The following is a 910-nucleotide window of genomic DNA, read 5'->3' on the forward strand; positions in this document are numbered from 1 at the left end:
GTCGGCGACGTCCATGAAGACGAAGCCCTCGCCGTCGTTGTAGAGGTACGTGAAGTCGCGACGGTCGACGTTCTCGATGTCGACCTTGGCACCGGCGTTGAACGTGCGATCGACGGTCTTGCCGCTCATGACGTTCTTGAGCTTGGTGCGGACGAACGCGCCGCCCTTTCCGGGCTTGACGTGCTGGAACTCCACGACGTTCCAGAGCTGACCGTCGATGCTGAGGACGACGCCGTTCTTGATGTCTGCGGTGGATGCCATGAGTGCCCGTATTCCGTTTCGTGTGAGGAGAGGCGGCGCTCCGGCGCACACCCAGCCATCGAGTCTACGCGATACGGCGATCGGTCATCCGTCGGCGCGGCCCGCGATGACCTCGACGAGCAGGTGGACGGCCCGCGCGTACCCGGGCACCCCCTCACCGATCACGTGCACGGCTGCGACGTCCTCGATGTAGGAGATGTGACGGAAGCTCTCGCGCTCCTTGATGTTCGAGATGTGCACCTCGGCGACGGGAAGGGCGACGGATGCCAGCGCGTCGCGCAGAACGACCGAGGTGTGCGTGAGTCCCCCGGCGTTGATCACGATGCCCGCGCAGTCGAGACGTGCGGCGTGGATCGCGTCGATGAGGACGCCCTCGTGGTTGCTCTGGATCGGGCGCACCTCGAGGCCGTGCTGATCCGCGGCCTCGCTCGTGACCCGCTCGACGTCGGCGAGGGTGTCGGAGCCGTAGATCTCCGGCTGGCGCGTACCGAGCAGGTTGAGGTTCGGACCGTTGACGAGCAGCAGGCGGCGAGGCGTGGTCATGTCGGGCACGCTATCAGCGCCGCCCCTGCGCGGTGAGGCGCACCGGCGCGGTGCCGGCACCGTAGCCCGCATAGGCGTCGACGCGCTCGGCGAACACCTCGCCGAC

1 protein-coding gene and 1 pseudogene are annotated in these 910 nt (G+C 67.1%); both read right to left on the minus strand.

The features are described from left to right. Window positions 1–261 (minus strand): annotated as a pseudogene (locus NS220_RS18535) (elongation factor P); the annotation flags it as partial. A gap of 84 nt (window positions 262–345) precedes the next feature. Beyond that, window positions 346–804, minus strand: coding sequence for a type II 3-dehydroquinate dehydratase (locus tag NS220_RS18540; protein ID WP_058625439.1), 459 nt, complete (start codon window positions 802–804; stop codon window positions 346–348). Window positions 805–910 lie beyond the last annotated feature (106 nt).

This window comes from Microbacterium testaceum, from assembly GCF_001476655.1.
Classification (GTDB): Bacteria; Actinomycetota; Actinomycetes; order Actinomycetales; family Microbacteriaceae; genus Microbacterium; species Microbacterium testaceum_C.

What these genes read in the sequence shown, in the direction of transcription:
- NS220_RS18540 (WP_058625439.1), bottom strand. Translation starts at nt 804, where the DNA reads ATGACCACGCCTCGCCGCCTGCTGCTCGTCAACGGTCCGAACCTCAAC.